General features: G+C 64.5%; 21 protein-coding genes. 2 read left to right on the top strand and 19 right to left on the bottom strand.

Annotated elements, in window-relative coordinates:
• Nucleotides 1–86 precede the first annotated feature (86 nt).
• A complete protein-coding gene (locus MUU55_RS16950) occupies nt 87–1,028 on the top strand; it encodes a LysR family transcriptional regulator (protein WP_244761925.1) in 942 nt (313 codons plus the stop codon).
• On the opposite strand, the gene MUU55_RS16945 is transcribed toward MUU55_RS16950, so the two are convergent.
• From MUU55_RS16945 to katG, 4 genes are all read right to left on the bottom strand, one after another.
• Nucleotides 1,029–1,829 carry a M55 family metallopeptidase gene (locus MUU55_RS16945; protein ID WP_244761924.1) on the bottom strand — a complete coding sequence of 267 codons (801 nt, stop codon included), beginning with the start codon at nt 1,827–1,829 and terminating at the stop codon, nt 1,029–1,031.
• Entirely contained in the window at nt 1,826–2,863 is a 1,038-nt protein-coding gene (locus MUU55_RS16940) for a DmpA family aminopeptidase (RefSeq protein WP_244761923.1), read from the bottom strand. The genes MUU55_RS16945 and MUU55_RS16940 overlap by 4 nt, the downstream gene beginning before the upstream one ends.
• A gap of 27 nt (nt 2,864–2,890) precedes the next feature.
• Nucleotides 2,891–3,742 carry a D-amino-acid transaminase gene (locus tag MUU55_RS16935; protein ID WP_244761922.1) on the bottom strand — a complete coding sequence of 284 codons (852 nt, stop codon included), beginning with the start codon at nt 3,740–3,742 and terminating at the stop codon, nt 2,891–2,893.
• A gap of 178 nt (nt 3,743–3,920) precedes the next feature.
• Nucleotides 3,921–6,104, bottom strand: a complete 2,184-nt coding sequence (gene katG, locus MUU55_RS16930; RefSeq protein ID WP_244761921.1) for a catalase/peroxidase HPI — start codon at nt 6,102–6,104, stop codon at nt 3,921–3,923.
• A 167-nt stretch (nt 6,105–6,271) separates the two neighbouring features.
• On the opposite strand from katG, the gene MUU55_RS16925 reads away from it, so the two are divergent.
• Complete coding sequence (locus MUU55_RS16925; protein ID WP_244761920.1) at nt 6,272–7,192, top strand: hydrogen peroxide-inducible genes activator; 921 nt, start codon at nt 6,272–6,274, stop codon at nt 7,190–7,192.
• Between the two features lie 198 nt (nt 7,193–7,390).
• Here MUU55_RS16925 and MUU55_RS16920 read toward each other — a convergent pair whose 3' ends face one another.
• From MUU55_RS16920 to MUU55_RS16850, 15 genes are all read right to left on the bottom strand, one after another.
• Nucleotides 7,391–8,077, bottom strand: a complete 687-nt coding sequence (locus tag MUU55_RS16920) for a TetR/AcrR family transcriptional regulator (RefSeq protein ID WP_244761919.1) — start codon at nt 8,075–8,077, stop codon at nt 7,391–7,393.
• 69 nt (nt 8,078–8,146) lie between these two features.
• The gene (locus tag MUU55_RS16915) at nt 8,147–9,574 is read right to left on the bottom strand and encodes an amidase (protein ID WP_244761918.1); all 1,428 of its coding nucleotides are present in this window, start codon (nt 9,572–9,574) and stop codon (nt 8,147–8,149) included.
• Between the two features lie 38 nt (nt 9,575–9,612).
• Nucleotides 9,613–10,644 carry an extracellular solute-binding protein gene (locus MUU55_RS16910; RefSeq protein WP_244761917.1) on the bottom strand — a complete coding sequence of 344 codons (1,032 nt, stop codon included), beginning with the start codon at nt 10,642–10,644 and terminating at the stop codon, nt 9,613–9,615.
• Nucleotides 10,645–10,889: 245 nt separating this feature from the next.
• A complete protein-coding gene (locus MUU55_RS16905; protein ID WP_244761916.1) occupies nt 10,890–11,204 on the bottom strand; it encodes a hypothetical protein in 315 nt (104 codons plus the stop codon).
• A complete protein-coding gene (locus tag MUU55_RS16900; protein WP_244761915.1) occupies nt 11,201–13,495 on the bottom strand; it encodes an FdhF/YdeP family oxidoreductase in 2,295 nt (764 codons plus the stop codon). The genes MUU55_RS16905 and MUU55_RS16900 overlap by 4 nt, the downstream gene beginning before the upstream one ends.
• Nucleotides 13,496–13,579: 84 nt before the next feature.
• The gene (locus MUU55_RS16895) at nt 13,580–13,999 is read right to left on the bottom strand and encodes an EVE domain-containing protein (protein WP_244761914.1); all 420 of its coding nucleotides are present in this window, start codon (nt 13,997–13,999) and stop codon (nt 13,580–13,582) included.
• A gap of 3 nt (nt 14,000–14,002) precedes the next feature.
• Nucleotides 14,003–14,371 (bottom strand): VOC family protein, encoded by a 369-nt coding sequence (locus MUU55_RS16890; RefSeq protein ID WP_244761913.1) that lies wholly within the window; start codon nt 14,369–14,371, stop codon nt 14,003–14,005.
• 65 nt (nt 14,372–14,436) lie between these two features.
• Nucleotides 14,437–15,132: a helix-turn-helix transcriptional regulator gene (locus tag MUU55_RS16885; RefSeq protein ID WP_244761912.1), complete on the bottom strand. Its 696-nt coding sequence runs from the start codon at nt 15,130–15,132 to the stop codon at nt 14,437–14,439.
• 59 nt (nt 15,133–15,191) lie between these two features.
• A complete protein-coding gene (locus tag MUU55_RS16880; protein WP_244761911.1) occupies nt 15,192–15,935 on the bottom strand; it encodes an ATP-binding cassette domain-containing protein in 744 nt (247 codons plus the stop codon).
• An 11-nt stretch (nt 15,936–15,946) separates the two neighbouring features.
• A complete protein-coding gene (locus MUU55_RS16875; RefSeq protein ID WP_244761910.1) occupies nt 15,947–17,146 on the bottom strand; it encodes an alanine racemase in 1,200 nt (399 codons plus the stop codon).
• A gap of 11 nt (nt 17,147–17,157) precedes the next feature.
• Complete coding sequence (locus MUU55_RS16870) at nt 17,158–18,150, bottom strand: ABC transporter permease (RefSeq protein WP_244761909.1); 993 nt, start codon at nt 18,148–18,150, stop codon at nt 17,158–17,160.
• A 59-nt stretch (nt 18,151–18,209) separates the two neighbouring features.
• A complete protein-coding gene (locus tag MUU55_RS16865; protein WP_244761908.1) occupies nt 18,210–19,274 on the bottom strand; it encodes a substrate-binding domain-containing protein in 1,065 nt (354 codons plus the stop codon).
• A 55-nt stretch (nt 19,275–19,329) separates the two neighbouring features.
• Nucleotides 19,330–20,385 carry a substrate-binding domain-containing protein gene (locus MUU55_RS16860; RefSeq protein WP_425314196.1) on the bottom strand — a complete coding sequence of 352 codons (1,056 nt, stop codon included), beginning with the start codon at nt 20,383–20,385 and terminating at the stop codon, nt 19,330–19,332.
• A gap of 38 nt (nt 20,386–20,423) precedes the next feature.
• Nucleotides 20,424–21,677 carry a M20 family metallopeptidase gene (locus MUU55_RS16855; protein ID WP_244761906.1) on the bottom strand — a complete coding sequence of 418 codons (1,254 nt, stop codon included), beginning with the start codon at nt 21,675–21,677 and terminating at the stop codon, nt 20,424–20,426.
• The gene (locus MUU55_RS16850; protein ID WP_244761905.1) at nt 21,674–22,888 is read right to left on the bottom strand and encodes an ROK family transcriptional regulator; all 1,215 of its coding nucleotides are present in this window, start codon (nt 22,886–22,888) and stop codon (nt 21,674–21,676) included. The genes MUU55_RS16855 and MUU55_RS16850 overlap by 4 nt, the downstream gene beginning before the upstream one ends.
• Nucleotides 22,889–23,019: the final 131 nt, after the last annotated feature.

Raw genomic sequence — 23,019 nt, 5'->3', positions numbered from 1 at the left:
ACCCCATGCCGAAACGGCATACTCTTTTCGATTGAATGACTTATGATCGATCTTACGGGTGGACAGGATCGGGAGGGCGCGCGGCGATGGAGATCAAATGGCTGGAGGACTTCGTGACGCTCGCCGACACGTCGAGTTTTTCGCGCGCTGCGGATCTGCGTAACGTCACGCAGCCGGCCTTTAGCCGCCGCATCAAGCAGCTTGAAAGCTGGCTCGGCGCCACGCTGATCAGTCGCGCCACCATGCCGGCCGAGCTGACGCCGGCCGGCCGCAATTTCCTGCCGGTCGCGCAGGAGGCGATCCGCACCTTCTATGCGGCGCGCGAGGCACTGCGCCCCTCCCACGAGCCGGGGCTGGTGCGCTTCGCCGCCCTCCATACGTTGACGGTGACGTTCTTTCCGCGCTGGCTGCAAACCCTCGAAAAGGCCGGCGGCGCCTTCAGCACCTCGCTGATTGCCGACCGCGGCGGTATCGAGGCTAACTTGGATGCGCTAGTCGGCGAAGAGGCGGATTTCTTTCTCACCTACGCCCATCCGGAAGTGCCGTTCCATCTTGATCGCGGGCAGTTTTCATCGCTGACGGTCGCGCATGACCGGCTGGTTCCGCTTGCCGCGGCCCATGTCTCCATGCCCGGCGGTTCGCAGCCGGGACTGCACATTCTCGACCGCGCCGTCGCGCAGCCGCGGCTTGCCATTCCCTATCTGAGTTACGGCTTCAATTCGTTCTTTGGCGTGGCGCTGTCGCGCCTCATGCTGCGCCGCCCGCCCTTCCGCCGCCGCATAACGCACGAAAACACCATCAGTGCCGGGCTGATGAACATGGCGGTGACGGGAGCGGGTATCTGCTGGCTGCCGGAGAGCCTGGCGCGCGACGAGATCGAAAGCGGACGCCTCGTACCCGCTTCCGCCGATGCCGGCTGGAACCTCGATCTTGAAATCCGCCTCTACCGGCATGCAGCAAGCCGCAGCCGCAAGATCGAAGACCTGTGGCATACGGCAAAGCTGCTCCTGGAGCGCGAAGTGGCCTGATCAGACCTTGAGGAAAAGCAGCGCACGCAGGATCTCGGAAAAATCTCTGTGCTCGAAGGCGATGGCGCGAAGGCCATGTGTGCGGGCACCGGGATACCAGCTGGCGCGATAGGCCTCGCCCGGTGTGTTGAACTCGATGATCACCTCGTAGTGCTCGGCCTTTGCGGGCAGCGCCTGCGCGAAATCGCCGGAAAGGGCCGCGGCCACGCCCTCGCGAATGAGGCGCCGCGACCAGGCGGGCGAGATGGATGTCGTGGCATGGCCACGGCCGTCCAGCGTCTCTACCGCCGCAAGGCCCGGCACCATGGCCCGCGCCTCGGCACAGATGCCCTCGTCGCCGGCGAGGAAGACCGACGGCACCCCGTAGCCGGCCGCACAGAGCGCGTTGAAGGTGAATTCCGAGGCGACCTCGCCATTCAGCAGCAGGCGCGAAATGCGCATGTTGGAGGTGTGGGCGAGCGGATTGACCTCCGTGCCGGCCTTGGAGTGATAGCCGGTATAGATCGCGGCGGCGAAGCCGGCGTCGATGCCGTACATCATTTCGTCCGGATGGCCCGACCAGCCGCGCACGATGCGCGCATAATCGGGCAGCCGGTCGAGGATGAGGTTGCGACCGCTGCTGTGGGCGTCCTTGATCACGACCTCCGTCGCGCCGGCGGCCCGCGCGCCCTCGCAGGCGGCAACCACTTCGGCGGTCATCAGTGCGCGGAACTCGTTCCAGTCCGGATGGTTACGGTCGGCCTCGTCCCATTGGGCAATGCCGGCGGTTCCCTCGATATCGGCGGAAATGAAGACTTTCATGGGGTCTGGTTCTCCTTCAGCCAGTCGGCCAGGGCGGGGTAGATGCGGCCATTGCGGGCCAGGGTGGCAGGCGCCATGCAGAGCGCATTCAGCACGGCCTCCTGCGTGGCCTCAGCGGCGGCGCGGAAGGCGAGGTCGATATGGTCGTCTGACAGGCGCTGCTGGCTGGTGATCGGTTCTACCGAATCATGCGCGACGGGATCGGCCGTCGTGAAACAAAGCACGACGTCGCCGCTGCCATGGCCCCAGAAGGCCCCGAGCCGGGCAAGCCCCGCCCCGCCGCGCCGGGCGACACGTTGCAATTGCCGATCGCCGAGCGGCAGGTCCGTCGCCATGATGACGATGACCGAGCCGCGCTCGGGCGTGGCCGGTACGCGCGGATCGGGACGACGACCATCTGGCAGCACAAGATCGCCGGCCGCACCGAAATTGGCGAGCACCAGCGTGCCGAGCGTGAAATCGCGTTTGGCGATGCGCATGATGCACGAGGCCGTGCCGATGCCCGCCTTGAAGCCGAACGCCGTCATGCCGGAACCGGCACCCACCGCCCCCTGCTCGACCGGACCGGGTCGCGCCGCATCCAGCGCGGCCATCGCATCATCAGGTGTCACCGCCAGCGCCTGGATATCGTTGATGCTGCCGTCGTTGCATTCGAAGACGAGCGGATTGACCGTCGAGGTCTTGCGCCCGATCGCCGGATTTGCGGCAATCGCCCGGCGGATCAGCGCCTCCGTGCAGGCCGCGACGCCGAAGGTGTTGGTGAGCAGGATCGGCGTCTCGATCGTGCCGAGCTCGGCCACCTGCATCAGGCCCGCCGACTTGCCGAAGCCGTTGATCACCTCGACAGCCGCGCGCGGCTTCACCCGGAAAAGATCGCCCGCATGGGGAAGCACGGCCGTGACGCCGGTAAAGAGACCCTCGCCGCGCAACGAACGATGTCCAACGGCAACGCCCGGCACATCCGTGATGGCATTGTCAGGCCCCACCGCAAGCCGGCTTTCCGGCATCAAACCCCATTCCCGCGCCGTCTTCATAGCTGCACTCCGATGTCCCGATTTTTCTTAGGCCGGAACGCCGGCCGCTTCCAGATAGAGCGACTGTAGCCGCCGCGTCATCGGGCCGGGCCGGCCATCGCCGATCATTCGCGCGCCGATCTTCACGACCGGCATGACGAGGCTTGAGGCCGAGGTTTGGAACGCTTCAGCCGCGTCCTGCGCCTCCTCGGGCGTGAAGGCGCGCTCCTCGATGCGCAGGCCTTCAGCTTCGCAGAGGCGGGCCAGGGCCCGCTGCGTACAGCCCGGCAGCGTCGCCTTCGAGGCGGCACGGGTGAGGATGCGTCCGTCAGCGGTGATGACATGCGCTGTCGAAGAGGCCCCCTCCGTCACCAGCCCCGCCTCGACCAGCCAGACATCGTCGAAGCCGCGCGTCCGCGCCGTCTGTTTGGCCATGACCTGCCCGAGCAGCATAGCCGTCTTGATATCGCGCCGATGCCAGCGCGGATCATCGGCCAGATCGACGGCGATGCCCTCGCGCTGCGCCTTCGTGCCAGTCAGCGTCTTCGTCTGAGTGAAGCCGATGAGTTTCGGCGCCATGTCTTGCGGATAGAGGAAATCGCGGTCCGCCTCGCCGCGCGAAACCTGTAGATAGACGGTGCCGTCCGTGAGGCGGTTGCGGACGATCAGTTCCGCTTGCAGGGCTTCGATTTCCGACCTAGGCAGCGGCAGGGCGATGCCGAGTTCGCCCAGCGAGCGTTCGAGGCGGGCGAGATGCAGGTCGTTGTCGATCATCCGCCCGGCGATGACGGCCGTCACCTCATAGACGGCATCGCCGAACAGGAAACCGCGATCGAAAAGCCCGATGCGGGCCTCTTCCTCCGGCACGAAATCACCGTGGATGTAGACGATCCTACCCATCCGTTCCTCATTGCGCATTGGTTGTCACTGGCGCGGAACATTGGTGCGACTTGCCTTGGCTTGCCAATTCAATTTGGGCAAAACCTCATGCAAAAACGGCCTGGGTTTTTTGTTTTCAAAGGCTTGAACGAAAATGGCCGGCAAAAGCCGGCCATTTCCATCCTCTTGAGCGGGCCGATCAGACGAGATCGAAGCGATCGGCGTTCATGACCTTGTTCCAGGCGGCGACGAAGTCCTTGACGAACTTCTGGCCGGCATCCGACGAGCCGTAGACTTCGGCGAGCGCGCGCAGCTGGGCATGCGAACCGAAGATCAGATCGACGCGGGTGCCGGTCCACTTGGCTTCACCCGTCTTGCGGTCGCGGCCTTCATAGACGCCCTTCTTGTCGGCAAGCGGCGACCAGACCGTGCCCATGTCGAGCAGGTTGACGAAGAAATCATTCGTCAGGGCTTCGGGACGGTTGGTGAGGACGCCGTGTTCCGGCGCACCGGCGTTCAGAACGCGCAGGCCGCCAACGAGAACCGTCAGTTCCGGCGCGGTGAGCGTCAGCAGCTGGGCGCGGTCGATGAGCGCTTCCTCGGCCTTCAGGAACTGCTGGCGATTGGCGTTCACATAGTTGCGGAAGCCATCGGCGCGCGGCTCAAGCGCTGCAAAAGAGGCAGCATCGGTCTGTGCGTCGGAGGCGTCGGCACGGCCCGGCGTGACGGCAACGGCGACGTCGTAACCGCCGGCCTTTGCCGCCTTCTCGACGCCGGCCGCACCGGCAAGCACGATGAGGTCGGCGAGCGAGACCTTCTTGCCGCCCGTCTGGGCTGCGTTGAAGTCCGCCTGGATGCCTTCGAGCACGCCGAGGACCTTGGCGAGCTGTGCCGGCTGGTTGGCTTCCCAGTCCTTCTGCGGAGCCAGGCGGATGCGCGCGCCATTGGCGCCGCCGCGCTTGTCGGAGCCGCGGAAGGTCGAGGCCGAGGCCCAGGCGGTGGACACGAGTTCCTGCACCGTGAGGCCGGAGGCGACAACCTTGGCCTTGAGGTCGGCAATGTCCTTGTCATCGACCAGCGGGTGATCGACGGCCGGGATGACGTCCTGCCAGATCAGGTCTTCGGTCGGGACTTCCGGGCCGAGGTAGCGGGCCTTCGGGCCCATGTCGCGGTGGGTCAGCTTGAACCAGGCGCGGGCGAAAGCGTCGGCGAACTGATCCGGATTTTCCAGGAAGCGGCGCGAGATCGCCTCATAGGCCGGGTCGAACCGCAGCGCGAGGTCGGAGGTGAGCATGCGCGGCAGGTGCTTCTTCGTGGAATCGAAGGCATCCGGGATGGTCGCGCCTGCACCCTTGGCCACCCACTGGTGAGCGCCGGCCGGGCTCTTTTCCAGTTCCCATTCGTAGCCGAACAGGTTCCAGAAGAAGTTGTTGCTCCACTTGGTCGGCGTCGAGGTCCAGGTCACTTCGAGGCCGCTGCCGATGGCATCCTTGCCGACGCCCGAGTTGAACTTGCTCGCCCAGCCGAGACCCTGCGCCTCCAGCTCACCACCTTCCGGATCGATGCCGACGAAGGACGCGTCGCCCGCGCCATGCGTCTTGCCGAAGGTATGGCCACCGGCGATCAGCGCGACAGTCTCTTCGTCGTTCATCGCCATGCGGGCGAAGGTTTCGCGGATGTCACGGGCCGAGGCCAGCGGGTCCGGGTTGCCGTTCGGGCCTTCCGGGTTGACGTAGATGAGACCCATCTGCACGGCGCCGAGCGGTTCGGCCAGCTGGCGCTCGCCGCTGTAGCGCTCGTCACCCAGCCAGGTGCCTTCCGGGCCCCAGTAGAGTTCTTCCGGCTCCCAGACGTCGGCGCGGCCGCCGGCGAAACCGAAGGTCTTGAAGCCCATGGATTCCAGCGCGACATTGCCGGTGAGGATGAGCAGGTCGGCCCAGGAGATCTTGTTGCCGTATTTCTGCTTGATCGGCCACAGCAGGCGGCGGGCCTTGTCAAGGTTGACGTTGTCAGGCCACGAGTTGAGCGGTGCGAAACGCTGCTGGCCCTGGCCGGCACCGCCACGGCCGTCGGTGATGCGGTAGGTGCCGGCGGAGTGCCATGCCATGCGGATGAAGAGACCGCCATAATGACCGAAGTCGGCCGGCCACCATTCCTGCGAATCCGTCATCAGCGCGTGAAGATCCTTCTTCACCGCGTCGAGATCGAGCGACTTGAAGGCTTCGGCATAATCGAAATCCCGGCCCATCGGGTCGGAAAGGGTGGAATGGCCGTGCAGGACCTGGACGTCCAGCTGGTCCGGCCACCAGTCGCGATTCGAGCGACCCTTGGTGACCGAATGGGCGACGGGACACTTGCCCGCGGTGTCAGTTTTCTGGTCCATGGTTTTCTCCTGTTGTGTCCATTGTCTCGTCGAAGGCAAACACATTGCAGCCTTGACCGCCTTGCGGAGCCGCAAATGTGCCCGGAACTCCTTCCTTGCCTTCTCCTTACCGGAAGCATGTGATAAATTTAAGTTGGATTTTCTGATCGCTTCGATAAGCTTAAATTATGACGAACCTGACCCTGAAACAGCTGCGCTATTTCGAGGCACTGACGCGGCACGGCCGCTTCCGCCTCGCTGCCGATGCCTGCGCCATCTCCCAGCCGGCGCTCTCCATGCAAATCAAGGAGCTCGAGGAAGAACTCGGCAACAATCTCTTCGAGCGCAGCGCCCGCGATGTGAAGCTCACCGCCTTCGGCGAGACCTTCGCACACCGGGTGCGGGATATCCTGCAGGCCGTCGATGAACTGGGCGAGCTTGCCCGCGCGGCGCGCAATCCTTTCCTCGCGCGCCTGCGCATCGGCATCATCCCGACCGTCGCGCCCTATCTGCTGCCGGTCATCATAAACGATCTCAACCGCGCCTTCGACGGAATTCAGATCGATGTGCGTGAAACGCAGACAGCCAAGCTCATCCAGGAGTTGACACAGGGCGAACTGGATATCGCCATCGTGGCGCTACCGGTTTCTGAGCCTTCGCTGACGGAAATGAAGCTGTTCGACGAAGACTTCGTGCTGGTGCGGCGCCGCGAGGACGACGGCAAACCGGTGCCCGAGCGAGACGCGCTGCGCGAAATGCGGCTGCTGCTGCTTGAAGAGGGGCACTGCTTTCGCGATCAGGCGCTGTCCTTTTGCCGCGTCGGTTCGGCCAGGCCGCGCGAAATCATGGAGGGCAGCTCGCTTTCGACGCTGGTGCAGATGGTGGGCGCCGGCATCGGCGTTACCCTTATTCCGGAAATGGCGGTTCCGGTGGAAACACGCTCGGCACCGGTCTCCATCGCTCGCTTTCCCTCGCCCCGACCCTCGCGCACGATCGGCATGATCTGGCGAAACTCGACGCCACTGGCCAAACAGCTCGGGGAGATCGCCGAGGTGGTGCGCCGCTCGGCCGACGGCATGCGCGGCGCATCGCAGGTGAACGCTTCATAGGCATGCACGCGGTCAAAATGGCTGCATTTGCAGTTTATTTGCACGGGCGTACCGGAATCGCCGAATCAGACCTTCCCTGCCGAGGGGCAAGAGCATAGGTGGAGATCACTCGCGCAACCCGCGAGCTTCCCCGCGTCATTGGGAGCCAAACCGTGGCGCTTGCTGCCCCGCTTCGTGCGGGGCTCTTTTTTTGCCCGCTCAGAAACTTTTCGGAAATGCCTGGCGCAACAGCGTCAGCGCGGTCGCATGCAAGGCATCGGACCGGACCGTGTCGGGATTGAACGTGTCCCAGTACCAGGCGCCATGCACGAGATAGTTCAGCCCCTCGGCCAGCGTATCGATATCCACGTTCTCATAGCCACCCTCGCGCGCTATTTCGGTCAGGAAGGCGCGGGACTGGGCGAGATAAGCCTGGTCGCTCGGCAGGCTGATGATGCGGTCGAGCTGCGTGGTCTGACGGTCGCCGCCGAACAGCACCCAGACGGTGACCCAATCGGGATGCTGGACGCGGAAATGTCGGGCGCAATCGATGGAGGCCACCACGCGCTCCGCCGCCGAAAGACCGGGTTTCCACACGGTCCTCTGCCAGAGGCTGTCGAACTGATCGTTGAGATATTCCAGCACGGCGCGGAAAAGCTTTTCCTTCGAGCCGAAGTGGAAGACGACGAGCGCATTGGACGAGCCGATCTCGCGGGCGATGCGCTGCATGGTGACGCCGGAGATCCCCTCCTCGGCAATCAGGCGGATGGTGGTGTCGATGATGCGCTGCACGCTCGCCTGCCCGCGCACATGCCGGCCGTCCTTGCGGCCGGTTTTGGTCATCGGCGTCGCCATTTTGCCGGGTTCATCCGGCGTGATCGCAAGGGCGGCCTTCGGTGTCTTCAACGCATCATTCCAGACTCTTAAGCGGTCCACCGCCCTTATCGGACGGTGGACCGTGCCGGTCAACGGTTCTCAGAGACGCGGACGGCTCGACGCATTGCCGTACCAGCCGCCGACCGCCTCTTCGAAGGCGAGGCCGGCGCGGAAGACGTCGGCATCGCGATAGGTGCGACCAACGATCTGCAGGCCGGTCGGGACCCCGTTTTCGGCATGGCCCGTCGGCACCGACAGCACAGGGCAGCGGCTCATCATGTTGAACGGCGTGGTCATGACCCAGCCGAGTGAGGGATTGACCACCTTGCCGTTGATCTCGAGCGTTTCTGTGGAATGGTCGAAGTCGGCCCGCACGGCGGGCAGCGCATTGGTCGGGCAGACGAGCACGTCGTAACGCGCGAGGATCGGGCCGAGCGTCTTGTACATCTCGCCGACGACCTCCAGGCTGTGGACGAAATCCGTGGATTTCGAGGCGCGGCCGAACTCCGCGAACTGCCTTGCATAGGTGGTCATCTTGTCGCCGTGCTCGTCAAGCAGCGTCGAGAGATAGGCCCCGAAGATGTGCTCGAGATAGCCCATGCCAGCCTTGAGGATATGCGGCGGCCAGCCGAGATCGACCTCCTCCACGGTCGCGCCGAGCGAGCGGAAGACATCAAGGGCGGCAAGCGTGTTCTTCTGCACGTCGGGATCGACCTGGAAGACGCCGAGATCCATGGAAAAGGCGATCTTCCAGCCCTTGATCGGCTTGTAGTCCGTCGGCAGGCGCAGCTTCGGTCTGAGCGAGACGATATCGTCGGGGCTCGGGCCGCACATCACGTTCTGCAACAGGATCGCATCCTTGACAGTGCGGGCCATCGGGCCGGTGTGGCAGAAGAAGTCGAGGTTGAAGGGCGTGTCGTCGGGGTTGCGGCCATAGGGCGGCTTGTAGCCGACGACGCCGCAGGCCGAGGCCGGAATGCGGATCGAGCCGCCGATATCTGACCCCGTCGCCAGCGTTGAGGTGCCGGAGGCGAGCGATGCGCCTGCCCCGCCGGACGAGCCGCCGCAGGTGAAGTCCGGGTTCCACGGATTGCGCGTGACGCCCCAGAGCCGCGACCATGTGGTACCGGCGCAGCAATATTCCGGTGTGGCGGTGCGCGCATGCACGATGCCGCCGGCCGCCATGACGCGGGCATTCATCGTCGAGGTGCGCTCCGCGATATGATCCTTGTGGATCAGCGACCCGATCGAGGTCGGCTTGCCCTTGATCTCGCTTTCATCCTTGATGCCGACCGGCAGGCCTTCGAGAACGCCGGTACGCGCGCCCTTGGCATATTTCGCTTCCGCCTTGCGGGCGAGGTCCATAGCCTCGTCGAAATGCGTATAGGTGAGCGCGTTGACCGAGCCTTTCAGCACCCCGGCCCGGCGGATCGTCGCCTCCATCAATTCGACGGGGGAGAGTTTTTTACGCTTGAAGAAGTCTATGGCCTCATGGGCACTGAGGTAACACAGGTCGAGATCGTCCATGGAGGGCTCCGGGGTTTGAATTTTGTCGGCCTGGCGCATCACTTCAGCACCTCGGTCCAGATCTTCGTGTAGAGGTCGTTGACCGCCTGCGGGCAGGCCGGCGAGAAAACGCCCTTGGCGAAGAACTCTTCCGGCACGTCGATTTCCGGGGCGTTGCGCATCTCCTCCGGCATGAACTTTTCAGACCCCTTGATGCCATTGGCATAGCGCGCATAGGCGGAGATCAGCGCGGCATTCTCCGGATCCATGATGAAGTTCTGGAACAGTTTTGCATTCTCGACATTCGGCGCCGTCTTCAGCACGGCGACATTGTCCATCCAGATCGGATAGCCTTCCTTCGGATAACCATAGACGAAACGGTCGCTCTTCAGCCGCACGCGCATCGCCGCTCCGCCCCAGCTGACGCCCGCGGCATAGTCGCCGGAGGTATATTTCTCGATGCTGGGATAATCGAGCGCGATCCACTTGTCGCGCGCGGCCGCCAGCCGGTCGCGCACCTTGCGCAGAATATCCTTGTCGGCCGTGCAGGCGCCGCCACCCTCGTGGTAGATGGCAAGGGAGAGGATATCCCCCATTTCCGGGATGACATTGATCTTGCCGATAAGCTCCGGCGGCGGATCGAGAAAGATCGAGGACGTGTTGGGGTCACCGGGATAGACCGACTTGTCGACCATCACGCCGGTCGTGCCCCATTGCCACGGCACGGTATAGTGCCGGCCGGGATCGAAATCGACATTCACCCAGCGCGGATCGATATTCTTGAAGTTCTCCATCTGGTCAGGGCGCGATTCCAGAAGCAGCCCTTCATCGATCCAGATCTTCACGAAGGTCGAGGACGGCACGACGATGTCGAATTCATTGCCGCCCTGCCGGGCCTTCGCGATCGCCGTGTCGTTGGAATCGAAGTCGGTGAGCGTCACCTTGACGTCGTAGGTCTTCTCGAACTTCCTGACGAGCTCCGGATTGGTGTATTCGCCCCAGTTGTAGATGTTCAGAACCCCGGCCGCCTTGGCCTGCGCAAGCGGCAGAAGCGCGAGGATCGACACGGTAGCAGTCAAAAGCAGGCGCATAAAATACTCCCTCTGTTGAACGGTTCGGGAGGCCTGCCGTCAGGACAGCCGTCCTCATCGGCGCGGCAGCACCGCACCGGCTGGAAACAACCGTCGACGTCATGGCGTCCGCGGTCCGGGCTCCTCTCCCCGACCATCGGTTCCGCATTACCCTCCCAAGGAAAGCGCTGGCGGCAGAAGAAAACAAACTGAATGTTTAGTCAAATAGTTTTTGCGACAGATGCGCGACCGGTAGCGATCACCGATCAGACCGTGTCGTTTCTCTGGAAAAGAACAGCATATCGGGCGGCGGCCTCGCCCGGCACGAAATGGCTGCGCATCGTGCGCCCGTCGCGCTTCGTCACGCGCAGGAGATCGTGGGCGGAAAGGGCCGTGAGTTCCCGCAACACCAGCGCATGGGCAAGGCCGAGCAGACGGGCAAAGGTGCGGCTGTCGCCGGCAATGCCGAGACCGGCGGCCACGACCAGTCCCGCCTGGATCGGCGTCAGGAGCGGATCGTCCGCCCGAAGCCTTGCGACGAGCGCCATGAAGCGCTCGGTTTCGGGTGTTTCCCCGTTCACGCGGCCTCGCGCTTGCGGAAGGTCACCATGATCGACTTGGAGGTCGGCGTATCGCTCTCCTCGCCGGCGCTGCCGAGCGGCACCAGCACGTTCAGCTCGGGATAATAGCCTGCGATGCTGCCGCGCGGGATATCATAGGGCACGAAGCGAAAATCGGGAGCGATGCGCTCGATGCCGTCGTCATGGTCGCCGACGATGTCGACCCGCTCGCCCGCCGCAGCACCAAGCGCCTTCAGATCTTCGGGATGAATGAACACGACCTGCCGCTCGCCATAGACGCCGCGATAGCGGTCGTCGAGACCATAGACGGTGGTGTTGTACTGGTCGTGCGAGCGGAACGTCTGGAGCGCGAAACGCCCGCCGCCGCGCTTGGCGCGCTGATGCACCGTTTCCTGCGGAAGCGGACCGGAGAAGAAGGCCGCCTTGCGCTCCGGCGTGTCCCATTCCCGGTGTGCCGCGCTGTTGCGCAGATGGAAACCGCGCGGCTTGCGCAGCCGCTTGTTGAAGTCCTCGAAACCCGGAATGGTCGCCTCGATATGATCGCGAATGCGGTCGTAATCGTCGGCGAGCGCCGCCCAGTCGACCGTGCCGTTACCGACGGTCGCCGCCGCAATACCGGCGATGATGCCGACTTCCGAGAGGAGGTGCGGCGAGGCCGGGCGGTTGATGCCGGCGGAACCGTGCACCATGCTCATGGAATCCTCGACGCTAATGAGCTGTGAATTGCCGGCCGAATTGAGGTCCATCTCCGTACGCCCGAGGCAGGGCAGGATGAAGGAGACCTCGCCCGGCATCAGATGCGAATGGTTCGGCTTGGTGGCGATATTCACCGTCAGCTTCAACCGGCGCAGCGCCTGTTCGACCAGGGCGCTATCCGGCGTCGCGCGGGCGAAGTTGCCGCCGAGACCGATGAAGACCTTGGCCGAGCCATCCAGCATCGCGCCGATCGCGGCAAGCACATTGTGCCCGTCCTTGCGCGGCATGGGCACGCCCAGATGCTTCTCCAGCGCATCAAGGAAGGCGGCCGGCGGCTTTTCGTTGATGCCGACGGTGCGGTCGCCCTGCACATTGGAATGGCCACGCACGGGGCAAAGGCCGGCGCCCGGCCTGCCGATATTGCCGCGCAGCAGCATGAAATTGGTGATTTCGCGGATCGTCGCCACGGAATGCAGATGCTGGGTGACGCCCATCGCCCAGGTGCAGATGACGCGCTCTGCGGTCATATAGACATCCGCCGCCCGCTCGATCTCGGCGCGGGTCAGGCCGGACTGGTCCTCGATGGTTGCCCAGTCCGTCGCCGCCACGGCGGCGCGGTAATCGTCCAGACCGACGCAATGCTCCGCAAGGAAGGCATGGTCAAGCACAGACGGCAGGCCCATCGCAACGGCGGCCTCCTCGGCGGCAAACACCGCCTTGGCCATGCCGCGCACCGCCGCCATGTCGCCGCCGAGCTGCGGCTGGAAATAGTGGCTGGCGATATCCGTGGAACCGCCGCGCAGCATCTCGATCTTGTCCTGCGGATCGGAGAACCGCTCCAGTCCGCGCTCACGGATGGGGTTGAACACGACGATGCGCGCGCCGCGCAGGGCCGCGCGGCGCAGGTCGCCCAGCATGCGCGGATGGTTGGTGCCGGGGTTCTGGCCGATCACGAAGATCGCATCCGCTTCCTCGAAATCCTCCAACAGCACAGTGCCCTTGCCGACGCCGACCGACTGGCGCAGGCCGACACCGCTCGCCTCGTGGCACATGTTCGAGCAGTCCGGAAAATTGTTGGTGCCGTAGAGCCGCACGAAGAGCTGGTAGAGATAGGCCGCCTCGTTGCTGGCGCGGCCGGAAGTGTAGAACTCGGCACGATCAGGGCTGTCGAGGCCCTTGAGGATCCCGCCGATCTCGCCGAACGCGTCCGCCCAGGAAACGGGCAGGTATTTGTCGCTGGCCGCATCATAGCGCATCGGATGGGTCAGCCGGCCGTGCAGTTCCAGCTCGTAGTCTGTCAGCTTGCGCAGCTCCGACACGGTATGCGCGGCGAAAAAGGCCGGCGAGGCGCGCTTTTCCGTCGCTTCCCAGGCCACGGCTTTCACACCGTTTTCGCAGAATTCGAAGGAGGAGCCGTGTTCGGGATCACCCCAGGCGCAACCGGGGCAATCGAAGCCGTCGGGCTGGTTGGCCTTGAGCAGGGTGCGCGCGCCGGAGATCGGCATGCCGCTTTGCAAAAGCTGCTTGCCACAACTCTTCAACGCCCCCCAGCCGCCGGCCGCAGAGGACTTCTTTCCGATAAAAGGTGCGTTCATGCCTCCTGTATTTGCCATCCGGCCCGGCGTATCAAGGGGATGGTTCGTATGGCTTGATAGAAAACAACTATCGAAACCACGCCATCAAAGACCGTTTTGCATGGCCACCGCGATGCGAGACGCGTCCTCCGGCTCGATGGTGAAGAGACCGAAGCGCAGCTGGTACCCCCAGTTTCCGGCCCGCGTGAAGGCGAGTTGGTCGAGAAGCGGCCGGATCGGCATCGCCGCCGCCGTCCACCACGCGACATCCCGGCGCCAGGGCAGGAGGCCGGGCGCCATCTCCGACTGATAGGGCAAGCGATCGACAATCGTGCCGATCGCCGTGAAGGCCTGCAGGCGGTCCTTGCCGCGCATGGTCTCGGCGGGCGAATAATAGATGACGGTGTCGCCGGCAGCGGTCCGCCGCAGCGGGCCACTCTTGCCGTGACAAACCTGCATGAAACCCTGAGCGCGCCCGATGCGCACATGTTCGGCCGAAGCGACAGCGATCCAGGCGCGCGCCATGGCTCAGCCTCCATCCGTGACGGTATAGACGCGCAGGCGATGCCCGTCGGGATCGGTGGCGACGAAGCTGCGACCGAAATCCAGCTCCGTCGGCGGCATCAGGATTGTGGCGCCATTAGCGCGCCATTCGGCATGCCATTGATCGACCTCGGCGGCGCTATCGACCTTGAAGCCGATTTCCGATCCCCCGCCCGGAACCGACGGTGCCGGCTCGACACCATCGCGCCGCCACAGGCCGAGGCCGAGACCGGATTTCAGGACGAAGATGACGAAGGTCGGGCTCGCCTCGACCGGCTTCTGGCCGAGGATGCGTTCGTAGTAGCGGCCGCTCTCGGCCGCGTCCTCTACGTAGAGAAGAAGGCTGTTGGACATGGTGTTCTCCTGTCTTGGTTGGATAGGAGAAAGCTAACACCGCATGCTGTCAGTTTCTGGCAGCATCATGCACCACGAAGCGGAATGCCTTCGGCCTCGCGCCATGCCCGCAGCATGGCCTGCCGCCGTCTCGGATACCGGATATCCAGAACGTCGGCCTTTTCGATCCGGTCGGTTCGGAAATGGCGGAAATTCTCGCGCAATTCGCACCAGCCGATGACCACGCGGGCATGATCGAAGAAGGAGAGCGCAAAGGGCCAGATGGTGCGGGCCGAAGCTTCGCCGGAACCGCTGCGGTAGGTAATCGCCAATTTGCGCTCCATGCGGATCGCTTTGCGCAGCAGCGCGACATCGATGGTATCGGCGGGCAGTTTTGCACCCGGCCCGACGAGCAAGGGCGAGGTATCCAGTTCATTGCGCAGGTCGGCCGGCAGCACGGCGGCGATCCTTGCCAGCGCATTGCGCGCGGCACCGCTCAGATGACTGTCCGCCCGGTCGGCGACCCAGCGGGTGCCGAGCACCAGCGCCTCGATCTCCTCGGCAGAAAACATCAACGGCGGCAGGAGAAAGCCGGGTTTCAGCACATAACCAACGCCCGGCTCACCCTCGATATCGGCACCCTGCGCCTGGAGGCTGGCAATGTCGCGGTAGAGGGTGCGGAGGCTTACGCCGGTTTCATCCGCCAGCGCCTTGCCGCTGACCGGCCGGCGATGGCGACGCAGGGCTTGCAGGAGATCGAAAAGGCGCTCGGATCTGGACATGGCGCCAGTCTATAGAAGAGGCCTGCCGCCAGAAAGTGGCAGCAGGCCTCAAACGGCTCTCAGTTCAGGCCTGTTATCATCGAGACGATCTCGTTCTTGTTCGTTTCGGCCGTATTGCGGATGCCGATCTGCTTGCCGCGGCGCAGGACGCAGATGCGATCCGACAACTTGAACACCTGATCGAGACTGTGGCTGATGATCAGCACGCCGATATTGCGCGATTTCAGCGACTGCACGATCGCCTCCACCTTGGCCGTCTCGGCAACGCCGAGCGCCGCGGTCGGCTCGTCGAGCAGGATGAGCTTGCTTGCCCAGCGCGTCGCGCGCGCAATCGCCACGCCCTGCCGCTGGCCGCCGGAAAGGTCGCGGATCGTGGCGTGCGCGGAGGGAATGCGCACGTCGAGTTCCTTCACCAGCTTTTCCGTTTCGGAAATCATGGTGCGCCGGTCGAGCAGGCCGAAACGGTTCACCGGTTCGCGACCGAGGAACATATTCATATAGACGGTCTGCTGATCGGCGAGCGCGAGGTCCTGATAGACCACCTCGATGCCATGGGCGCGGGCCATGCTGGCGCTCGCCATCGACACCGTCTCGCCCTCGATGGTGATCGAGCCCGAGGTCGGCGCATGCACGCCGGAGATGATCTTGATCAGCGTCGACTTGCCGGCGCCATTGTCACCGACGAGTGCCACGATCTCGCCCGGACGGATATCGAGCGAAAAATTCTCGATGGCCGTGACGGCGCCGAAACTCTTGCGGATATCCTTCAGGACGAGAACGGGTTCGGAAGATGAGGTCTGCATCGCGCGTACTCCTAGACCGGCCAGGCGGCGGTTTCGCCGAAACTGTTTTCGATAGTCTCGACCTTTGGCGCCCCCTTCGAGATGCCGGAGACGCCGACGACAAAGGCACGCGTGACGAAGGCCTGTCCGCGGAAGCCGAAGACGGCAGTGTCGCCGGGTTGCGGCGCGGCGGGGCCTCCGGCATCGATCATCGCATAATAATCGATGGCCGAGGGCGGCGGCACCTCGACGCTGCGTAGCGCACTTGCCGCAACGGTCGGCTCGCGGCCGACGATGGCCTTCACATCGTAATCGGGGAAGATCGGATCGATATAGAAGCCGCCGCCGAAGCAATAGGCCTTGCCGCCCGAAAGGTGCGAGACCTCGGTGAGATAGAGCACGGCGGGCAGTTCCGGCAGGTCTTCCATGACATGCAGCGCCGTCGTGCCGTGCAGGCCGTTGCCCGGCTCGCATTGCGTCGCACCGGCCTCGGCGAGCGCGGCAAGCAGCACCGACGAGGTCGTGCCGGGGGCGTTGACCTCGATATCACGGCGCCCGGCCTTGGCCAGCGCCTCGGCGGCCTTCGTCAATGTCGCAAGGTTCGGCGTCGGCAGGACCTTGCGGCTGGCATGATCGAAAAGCAGCGCCGGGAAGGTGGTGATGCCGGCGAAGCGACCACCCTCGAGCGCATCCAGACGGTCGGCGACGCCGGCAACATCGGCCGCATCGAAACCGCCCTCATGGCCGCGATAGAAGGTATCGCCCTCGGCGCGGATGCGGGCGAGCAGGTTCTGCACGTAGCCGGCAGCTTTTGCGCCGGCGGCAGCCTCCTCGGCCTTCGTGTCATTAAAGACGGTCCAGTAATCCGGCCGGAAGCGGTCTGCCGCCGCCTTCGCCTCATGGCGGGCGACCTGCTGGAGATGGCCGAGATGGCCGACCTTGAGGCCGGCCTTGTGTGTGGCGCGGGCGCAGGCCATGTCGACGGCGACGGCGCGGTCGATGCCGCCGCGCTGCACGGCAGCGCAGAAGGAACTCGCGCGGCCGACCTGCTTGGTCATGGCGAAGGTCTTCAGGCCGTGTTTGTCGGCCTCGGCCTTGATCACGCGGGCATTGGCCTCGACGGCATCGAGATCGAGCACATAGGCATTGGCGGGAATCCGGCCCTGCTGGTGCAGTGCCATGGCGGCCTCGATGAAGGCGGGGTTGCGGCGGCGCAGAACGTCGAGAAACATGAAATCCTCCTTCAGCGGGCTTTTTCGCGCAGCGAGACGGCGACTGCGGCAAGAATGATCAGACCACGAACGATCATCTGGTCGGAAACGGACAGACCCATCAGGATGAGGCCGTTGTTGAGCATGCCCATCATCAGCGAGCCGACGAGCGCACCGACGACTGAGCCCTTGCCGCCATTGAGCAGCGTGCCGCCGACGATGACGGCGGCGATGACCGTCATCAGGTCGGTCTCGCCGAGCGTGTACTTCGCCGCCTGCAGGCGGCCGGCATAGAGCAGGCCGGCAAGCGCCGCGAGACCGCCCGAGAGCATCATGACGGCCAGCCGGATGCGCGGCACGCTGATGCCGGAGACACTCGCCGCGCGGTTGTTGTCGCCGGTCGCCAGCACATGGGCGCCGAAGCGGGTTTCGCGATAGACGATATGGCCGATGAGGATGGCGATGACCGTCCACCAGACGAGTGAGGGGATGCCGAGCAACGCGCCGGAGCCGAAGAAGCCGGTGAAGGCGCTGTCGGTGACGGGGATAGATCGCAGGTCGGTCAGCGACCGCGCCACGCCGGCAAAGAGCCCCATCGTCGCCAGCGTCACCAGGAAGGACGGCAGGCGCACATAGGCGACGAGCACACCGTTGACGAGACCGATCGCAAGGCCCGCACCGAGCCCGACGGCAATACCGGCAAGCATGCCATAGGCATTGATGGTGACGGCGGCGGCAAGGGCCGAGACGGCGACGATCGAGCCGATGGAGAGATCGATCTCGCCGGCCGAAAGCACGAAGACGAGGCCGATCGCCATGATCGTCGCGGGTGCGGTCTGCAACACGATGTTGGAGAGGTTGCGCACCGTCAGGAAGCCGCTGTCGCGCAACACGATGGCAAAGAACAGGAAGATCGCCAGGAAGCCGAGATAGACGACGTATTGCTGGAGATTGATGCGCTTCAGAAGAGGCGGTCTCTCCATCGGCGCCGACAACGGCGTGGCCGTCTGCTTTTGTTGGGACATGGCGATCATCCTCACGGGAGCCGGGTCGTTCGGCGGGAGACGTGCTCCCGCCAAGGGGCTTATTTCAGCGCTTCGACGATGCTTTCGGGCGCATCCTTGTTGAGCGAGGCCTTCCAGCCGTCGAGCACGCTATCCTTGGTGACGGCAAGCGAATCCACGACGAGGAAGGGCGCCGCCTCCTTGCCGATCAGCGAGCCGGCAGCAGCGCGTGCGGCCGTGCGGCCGATATTGTAGGCCTCATCAGCGACGATCGCCGCGAAATTGCCGCCCTTGACCATGTCGAGTGCTGCCGGCTCGTTGAGGTCGAGCGTGACGATCTTCGTCTTCGTGTTGCCGGCGGCCTTCAGGCTGGAGAGCAGGCTGAGCGCCGGTTCGGCCCAGGTGACGTAGATGCCGTCGAGATCCGGGTTCTGGGTGAGCAGGCCCTGGGCGATCTCCTCGGCGCGCGCCGGATCGGCCATGCCGGCCTCGGCAACGATCGACATGTCGGGATAATCCTGCTCGATCGTCTTCTTGAACGCCTGGTCGCGCTGGTTGGTCACGTAGAAATCGGCATCGTGGAAGATGTAGCCGAGCTTGCCCTTCTTGCCGAGCGCGGCGGCCATGGCATCCGCCGCCTTGCTGCCCATCTGGAACAGGTCGTCGGAGACGATCGTCACATAGTCCTTGCCGTGTTCGTAGCCGGCGGGCGAATTGTCGACGAAGGCGAGCTTCACGCCGGCCTTGCGGGCGGGATCGTAGACAGCAGCAGCCGTCGCCGGGTCAACCGGCAGCGACAGGATGATGGTCGGCTTCTTGGCAAGCACCGTCTCGACATCGGCCTGCTGGCGGGCCGCATCGAAACCGGCATCCGTCTGCGCCACCACTTCGATGCCGAGTGCTGCAAGCTCATCCTTGGCGCCGCGATCGACCGCGCCGGTATATTCGCTCATCTCGTGCCAGACGAGGGCGGCGGAATATTTGCCCTCCTTGATCTTGGCGATCTCGGCGTCCGTCAGCGTGACGGAGGCAGCCGGGGTGGGCTTTTCGCCATGCGGACCGATGGTCGCGCCATCGGCGGCAAACAGGCTGGTGGAAACAAGGCACGCGGCAGCGAGCGCCGACAGTCCTGAAAATCTGGGCATCGTTTTTCCTCCAATGAAACCGGTGATGGGAGGGCGCCGAAGCGCCCTCCGGGGATCACTTCGCGGCGTCGAGAATGCTCTGCGGCGCGTCGCGATTGAGCGATTCTTTCCAGCCTTCCACCACGTTGTCCTTGGTGACGGTGAGCGCCGGGGCAACAATGAAGGCGGGCGTTTCCTGGCCGAGCAGCGACTTCAGGCCGGTCGCGGCCATGGTGCGGCCGAGTTCATAGGCCTTGTCCGCGACGAGCGCGACGACGGCACCATCCTTGACCATATCGAGGCCGACGGGTTCGGCAAGATCGAGCGTCACGATCTTCGTGCTGGTGTTGCCGGCTGCGCGCAGCGCCGCGAGCACGCCGTCAGCCGGTTCCGCCCAGGTGACATAGATGCCGTCGAGATCGGGATGCTTCAGCAGCATGGCGCTGGCAAGCTCCTCAGCACGGGCCGGATCGGTGATGCCCTGCTCGGCAACGATCTTGATGTCAGGGTAATCCTTCTCGATGGTCGACTTGAAGGCGTTGTCTCGCTGGTTGGTCACGTAGTAGGTCGCATCGTGGAAGATCCAGCCGACCTTGCCCTTGCCACCCATCGCCTTGGCCAGCGCATCGGCCGCCTGCTTGCCCATCTGGAAGAGATCGTCTGTAACGATCGCCGCATAGTCCTTGCCGTGTTTGTAGTCGGCCGGCAGGTTGGACAGGAAGACCAGCTTGCTGCCATCGGTGACCGCCTGGCGGAAGGCTTCCGCCGACGTGACCGGATCGAGCGGCAACGCCAGAATGACATTCGGCTTGGCGGCGAGCGCCGTCTCGATGTCCGAGCGCTGGCGTGCGGCATCGAAGCCGGCATCCGTCTGCACCACGACCTCGACGCCCGCACGGGCGAATTCATCCTTGGCGCCCGCCGTCACGGCGTTCACGAAATCGGAGGAGGTGTGCCAGAGCAGCGCCGCCTTGTAGCCCTTGTCCTTCAGCGCCGCGATATCCGCATCCGAAAGCGTCACTTCGGCGCTCGGGGTGGCCGCTTCGCCGGCCGGGCCGACGGTCTGGGCAAAAGCAGGCGCCGTCGAAAGTAGCAGGCCCGCCAGCACGCTGGCACTCAGAAATTTCCGCATGAACATGATGTCGTTCCCTCTTTTGATTGTTCGTTCACTCAGTCGATCACGCCGCAATAGCCGGCCATGAAGCTCGCGAAGGCGACGATGCCGGCGAGATATTCCTCGACATCGACATGCTCCTCGAATGTGTGGCAGTTCCGGATATCGCCGGGCGCGCAATAGACCGCGGGCACACCGAGCCGGTTGACGAAGAACGGCGATTCCGACCAGAAGGGCGCCCCTTCAACCAAGCCGCGGCCGGGCATGGCGGCGGCCACGGCTGCCGACAGCAGGGCGACTTCCGGACGATCCGATGCGATCTCCGCCGCGGTGCCACCGAGCGCATGGTCGCGGCCGGCGGGATAGGCGATCTCGACGCGGATCTCGGAATCTTGGACGGCGCCGCGGATGACGGCCTCCATCTCGGCCGCCGCCGTATCGAGCGATTCCCCCGGCAGGAGCTTGCGGATCAGCGAGAGTTTGCAGGTCTCCGGCACGGCGATGAAGCCGCCGCCTTGCAGGCCGGTGATGAGCAGGAAACCGCGACCGATCAGGTCATGTTCGGCGCGGGCGGAAATCGCGTCGGAGTGGCGCCAGAGGGCAGACATGACGGCATGGCTTGCCTTCAGCGCATCCTTGCCGAGTTCCGGCACACCGAAATAGGCGGATTTGCCGGTGATGGTGATGTCGGCAATGAAGAAGCCGATCTGCGCGGAATAGACGGCAAGGCGGGTCGGCTCGACATAGACGGTGAAATCGGGGCGGTCGACGGCGCCGCTTTCGATGCGCGCGACATAATCCTTCACGCCGGCCGAGACGCCGGAGCCGGGCTCGCCACTCTCCTCGTCGCCGACAAAGGCGAAGCCGATATCGCCGGCGAGGCGGATGCCGGCTTTGTCCAGCAGGGAGAGGGCGGCAAGCGAGGTGCAGATGCCGGCCTTCAGATCCCCTGCCCCGCGCCCCCAGATCGCGCCGTCAATGATCGGCGCACCGAAGGGGTCTTCGCGCTCGGTGCCGGCCCAATGCTCGCGCCAGCCTTCGACATGGACGGTGTCCGTATGGCCGATGAACAGCAGGCGGCGGTCGCCGGTCACGCCCTTGCGCTCACCCCAGACGTTGGGGCGGCCCGGCAGGAACTCCGCGGTCTCGACGGCCTCGATGCCGCGCGCACGCATCTGCGCTTCGAGATAGGAAACGACGGCCGCCTCGTTGCCGGTGACGCTGTTGCAGCCGATGGCGCCGCGCAGCAGCGCGATGGCGTCATCATGGTCAAGGGCGGCGCGCAGGCGCTCGGTGAGGATAGCCGTCATTGGGCGACCTCCCGCAGCGCGACGGTGCTGGCCGGTGGCAGCGAGATGCGGCTGTCAGGCGTATCGGCACCAAACAGCGTGTTGTGCAGGTGGCCAAGCCCGATGGCGGCGGCGCCGACCAGAGCCGCACGCGCGCCGAGCGCGCTTGCCTCGACATCGATCGGATAGGGGAAGCACTGCGGCAGGAAAATCTTGACCCGCTCCAGCATTTCCGGGCGCAGGCCGATGGAGCCGCCGAGGATGACCTTCTGCGGATTGGCGATGACGGCGATGGCGCCGATGCCGCGCGACAGCAGGCGCGCCGTGTCGTCGAGCACCTTCAGCGCATCGACATCGCCTTCGGTCGCAAGATCGAAGATCGCCGGCACCGACAGCGTCTTGCCGCTTGCCGCGCGAAAACGGTCGATGATGCCAGCGGAGGCGACGACGCGCTCGAAAGCACCGTAATGCAGGGATTCGGGCTCGAAGGGATCGGCACCGAAGGGCAGGAAGCCGAGCTCGCCCGCCGCATGGCTGGCACCGCGCACCAGATTGCCGCCAACCATCAGGCCGCCGCCGATACCCGTGCCAAGCGCGATGTAAGCAAGATTGTCGATACCCTGCCCCTGCCCCAGCCAGTTCTCGCCGAGCACGGCGAGGTTGACGTCGTTTTCCAGCATGACATCGAAGCCGAACCCTTTTTCGAAGGCGGCGGCGACGTTCATCGTGTCGAGATGGGGAATGTTCGGGGCAAGCAGGATGCGGCCGGTCTTGTCATCAGGCGCGCCGGGCGCGCCGATCACGGCAAGCCGGATGCGCTCGCGAGCGATCCCCTGCGCATCGGCGGCGCGAAAACACATGTCGACGATCTGGTCGACAACCGCCTGACCGCCGCGCGGGTCGGTCGGCGCGACGTCCTCGGCGAAGACCTGGCAGGTGAGATCGGCGATGGCGACGCGCACCTTGGTGCCGCCAAGATCGACGGCGGCGATATAGGCGGCATCCGGCACCAACTCGTAGGTCACGGCGGTGCGGCCGACATGGCCGCTGGTGCGTCCGGTCTCACGCACCCAGCCCTCGATTTCGAGCTGGCGCACGATTTCCGAGATCGTCTGCTTGGAGAGGCCCGTCTGCTTGGAGATCGAGGCGCGCGAGATGGGGCCGCCCTGCACGATCGTTTCCATGACCGCCCGCTGGGAGAATTTCCGGGATATCCGAAGGGTCTCGCTCACATTCGCCTCATTTAATTCGTTCAGTCACCGAACTAAATAACGGTTTCGAATTTCCGTCAAGGGCACCACAGAAAAAATCGCGCCGGGCAACAGCCGACGGCTACGGCTCGGCGCCCCAGAAACCGGAGCAG

The sequence above is a fragment of the Shinella curvata genome, assembly GCF_022899935.1.
GTDB classification, from domain to species: Bacteria; Pseudomonadota; Alphaproteobacteria; order Rhizobiales; family Rhizobiaceae; genus Shinella; species Shinella curvata.
This window is presented reverse-complemented; position numbering and strand designations above follow the sequence as displayed.